4 protein-coding genes are annotated in these 3,726 nt (G+C 62.7%); 3 read left to right on the top strand and 1 reads right to left on the bottom strand.

Features of this window, described 5'->3' with window-relative positions; genetic code table 11:
* Positions 1 to 45: 45 nt before the first annotated feature.
* Entirely contained in the window at positions 46 to 900 is an 855-nt protein-coding gene (locus tag PMI29_RS16105; protein ID WP_007997603.1) for a carbon-nitrogen hydrolase family protein, read from the top strand.
* A gap of 12 nt (positions 901 to 912) precedes the next feature.
* Positions 913 to 2,355: a metalloprotease TldD gene (tldD, locus tag PMI29_RS16110; RefSeq protein WP_007997600.1), complete on the top strand. Its 1,443-nt coding sequence runs from the start codon at positions 913 to 915 to the stop codon at positions 2,353 to 2,355.
* Between the two features lie 48 nt (positions 2,356 to 2,403).
* On the opposite strand, the gene yjgA is transcribed toward tldD, so the two are convergent.
* A complete protein-coding gene (gene yjgA, locus PMI29_RS16115) occupies positions 2,404 to 2,928 on the bottom strand; it encodes a ribosome biogenesis factor YjgA (protein WP_007986687.1) in 525 nt (174 codons plus the stop codon).
* A 108-nt stretch (positions 2,929 to 3,036) separates the two neighbouring features.
* Here yjgA and PMI29_RS16120 point away from each other — a divergent pair.
* Positions 3,037 to 3,726, top strand: a 690-nt coding sequence (locus PMI29_RS16120) for a PmbA/TldA family metallopeptidase (protein ID WP_007997598.1), incomplete at its 3' end; no start/stop codon positions are given.

Raw genomic sequence — 3,726 nt, 5'->3', positions numbered from 1 at the left:
GCTCGCTCCTACAAGGTATGTGTTGATTTCAATAAGGAAAAGGCCATGTCTGTAGCGGTGATTCAAATGGTCAGCCAGAGCGATGTGCTGGCCAATCTGGCCCAGGCCCGTCGACTGCTCGAACAAGCGGCCGCCGGCGGCGCGAAACTGGCGGTATTGCCGGAAAATTTCGCCGCCATGGGCCGGCGCGACATTGCCGACATCGGGCGCGCCGAAGCATTGGGCGAAGGCCCGATCCTGCCCTGGTTGAAACAGACCGCGCGCGACCTCAAGTTATGGATTGTGGCCGGCACATTGCCGTTGCCGCCGGTGGATCAGCCGACGGCCAAAGTGCATGCCTGTTCGTTGCTGGTCGATGACCAGGGCCAAACGGTGGCGCGCTACGACAAGCTGCACCTGTTCGACGTGGACGTGGCGGACAATCGTGGCCGTTATCGTGAATCCGATGACTATGCTTATGGCAACGGGGTGGTCGTGGCGGACACACCCGTCGGCCGGGTTGGCCTGACGGTCTGCTATGACCTGCGCTTTCCCGAGCTGTACAGCGAATTGCGCGCGGCCGGCGCGGAACTGATCACCACCCCCTCGGCGTTCACGGCGGTGACCGGCGCGGCGCATTGGGATGTGCTGATTCGTGCGCGGGCCATCGAGACGCAATGTTACGTACTCGCGGCTGCCCAGGGCGGGACGCATCCGGGGCCGCGGGAAACCTTTGGCCATGCCGCCATCGTCGACCCGTGGGGGCGTGTGCTGGCGCAACAGGATCAAGGCGAGGCCGTGCTGCTGGCCGAACGCGACAGCAGCGAACAGGCGTCCATCCGGGCGCGGATGCCGGTGTCCAGTCATCGGCGCTTTTTCTCGCAGGGCGCCCAGCGACCTGCATCAGAACGACGAATTTAAGGCGTAAAGCATATGAGCGAGTTGTTGTCCTCAGTCAGTGAACACCTGCTGGCGCCCGGTGGCGTCACGATCGAGAGCCTGCAAGGCGTACTCGGAGATCTGGCCGGGCCCGGCATCGATGCCGCCGACCTGTATTTCCAGGGGCAGATCTCCGAGTCCTGGGCGCTGGAAGACGGCATCGTCAAGGAAGGCAGTTTCAACCTTGACCAGGGTGTGGGCGTGCGTGCGCAATCGGGTGAAAAAACCGGTTTCGCCTACAGCAATGCCATTACTCTCGAAGCCCTGGGCGCGGCGGCGCGTGCCGCCCGTTCGATTTCCCGGGCCGGGCAGCATGGCACCGTGCAGGCGTTCACCAGCCAGGATGTCGCGCAGTTGTATGCGCCGGACAATCCGCTGGAAGTGCTGACCCGCGCCGAGAAAGTCGACTTGCTCAAGCGAATCGACGCCGCGACCCGCGCCCTCGACCCACGTATCCAGCAAGTCACCGTGAGCATGGCCGGTGTCTGGGAGCGGATTCTGGTGGCGTCCACCGACGGCGGTCTGGCGGCGGATGTGCGGCCGTTGGTGCGTTTCAACGTCAGTGTGATCGTCGAGCAGAACGGTCGCCGCGAGCGCGGCGGTCACGGTGGTGGCGGTCGGACCGATTATCGCTATTTCCTCGGCGAAGACCGCGCCATGGGTTATGCCCGCGAAGCGTTGCGTCAGGCACTGGTCAACCTCGAAGCGATCCCGGCACCGGCCGGCACGTTGCCGGTGGTGCTCGGCTCCGGCTGGTCGGGCGTGCTGCTGCACGAAGCGGTCGGCCATGGTCTGGAAGGCGACTTCAACCGCAAGGGCAGTTCGGCTTATAGCGGGCGCATGGGCGAGATGGTTGCGTCCAGTCTGTGCACCATTGTCGATGACGGCACCCTGGCCGGTCGCCGTGGCTCTTTGAGCGTCGATGACGAAGGCACGCCGACCGAGTGCACCACGCTGATCGAAAACGGCGTACTCAAAGGCTACATGCAGGACAAGCTCAACGCCCGACTGATGGGGGTGGCGCGTACCGGCAACGGCCGTCGCGAATCCTACGCGCACCTGCCGATGCCGCGCATGACCAACACCTACATGCTCGCCGGTGAAAGCGACCCGGCGGAAATCATCGCTTCGGTGAAACGCGGCATCTACTGCGCCAACCTCGGTGGCGGTCAGGTGGACATCACCAGCGGCAAGTTCGTGTTCTCCACCAGCGAGGCGTACCTGATCGAAGACGGCAAGATCACTGCTCCGGTCAAAGGCGCGACCCTGATCGGTAACGGACCGGAAGCCATGAGCAAAGTGTCGATGGTCGGGAATGATCTGTCGCTGGACAGCGGCGTGGGCACGTGTGGCAAGGATGGGCAGTCGGTGCCGGTGGGTGTCGGCCAGCCAACGCTGAAGATAGATGCGATCACCGTGGGTGGCACGGGCGCTTGATGGATCGAGCTTCGGGTGAGTCGCGTCGCGACTCACCCGATTCGAGATTTAACGCAGTCCGCGTTGAGTCTCGTCCAGCTCACGGATGTACTTGAAGATTTTACGGCTGGCAGCAGGAGGCTTGTTTTGCGCAACCTCATGCTGGGCCTGACGGATCAGGGAGCGCAGTTGCTGGCGATCCGCGTCGGGATATTCGACGACGAATTTTTCCAGTACGGCGTCGTCGCCGGCAATCAGACGATCGCGCCAGCGTTCCAGGTTATGGAAGCGTTCGTTGTACTGACGGGTGGAGGCATCGAGTTGATCGAGCAGAACCAGAATGGCGTCAGTGTCCTGATCGCGCATCAGTTTGCCGATGAACTGAAGGTGCCGTTTACGCGCGATGTTCGCGGTGTGCTTGGGCGCATCGGCCAGGGCCCGGCGCAATCCGTCGGTCAATGGCAGTTTGTTGAGCAAGTCAGGCTTGAGCGTTGTAAGGCGCTCGCCGAGGTCAACCAGAGCATGCAGCTCGCGTTTGACCTGGGATTTGCTTTTTTCTCCCGTATCGAGGGAGTCGTCGTAAGAATCAACCATGGTGGCAGTCCGCAAAGAAACGTCGCCATGATAACCAGTCGGGGGCCGCTTGTCCGGCCCGGTCGCTCGATGACCGTTACCGAAAGCAGAATTTGAGTGGAGAACAGCATGAGTGCAGTTGAAAGCGTCGGCCCACAAGCGTTGCCGGCACTGCAGGAACAAGTCGAGCAGATCATCGCTGAAGCCAGGCGGCAGGGCGCCAGTGCCTGTGAAGTGGCCGTCTCCCTGGAGCAGGGCCTGTCGACTTCGGTGCGTCAGCGTGAAGTCGAAACAGTCGAATTCAACCGTGATCAGGGTTTTGGCATCACCTTGTACGTCGGCCAGCGCAAAGGCTCGGCCAGCACCTCGGCCAGCGGTCCGGAGGCGATTCGCGAAACGGTTGCCGCTGCACTGGCTATCGCCAAGCACACCTCGGAAGACGAAGCCTCGGGCCTGGCGGATGCCGCGTTGATGGCCAGGGAGGTGCAGGATTTCGACCTGTTTCACCAGTGGGACATCACTCCGGAGCAAGCCATCGAGCAGGCCCTGGCCTGTGAAGCCGCGGCGTTTGCCGCTGACAGCCGAATCAAGAACGCCGACGGCACCACCCTCAGCACCCATCAGGGCTGCCGCGTTTATGGCAACAGCCACGGCTTCATCGGCGGATACGCATCGACTCGTCACAGCTTGAGCTGCGTGATGATCGCCGAAGCGGACGGCCAGATGCAGCGTGATTACTGGTACGACGTGAACCGCCAGGGCAATCTGCTCGCCGACCCGGTCAGCATCGGCCAGCGGGCTGCGCAACGGGCGGCGAGC

The organism is Pseudomonas sp. GM49 (assembly GCF_000282355.1).
In the GTDB taxonomy this organism is placed as follows: Bacteria; Pseudomonadota; Gammaproteobacteria; order Pseudomonadales; family Pseudomonadaceae; genus Aquipseudomonas.
Note: the sequence above shows the minus strand (reverse complement) of the source record. Positions and strands in the feature narration are given on the sequence as shown.

Coding starts and splice junctions, on each gene's coding strand:
- PMI29_RS16105 (WP_007997603.1), top strand. CDS start 46: ATGTCTGTAGCGGTGATTCAAATGGTCAGCCAGAGCGATGTGCTGGCC.
- tldD (WP_007997600.1), top strand. CDS start 913: ATGAGCGAGTTGTTGTCCTCAGTCAGTGAACACCTGCTGGCGCCCGGT.
- yjgA (WP_007986687.1), bottom strand. CDS start 2,928: ATGGTTGATTCTTACGACGACTCCCTCGATACGGGAGAAAAAAGCAAA.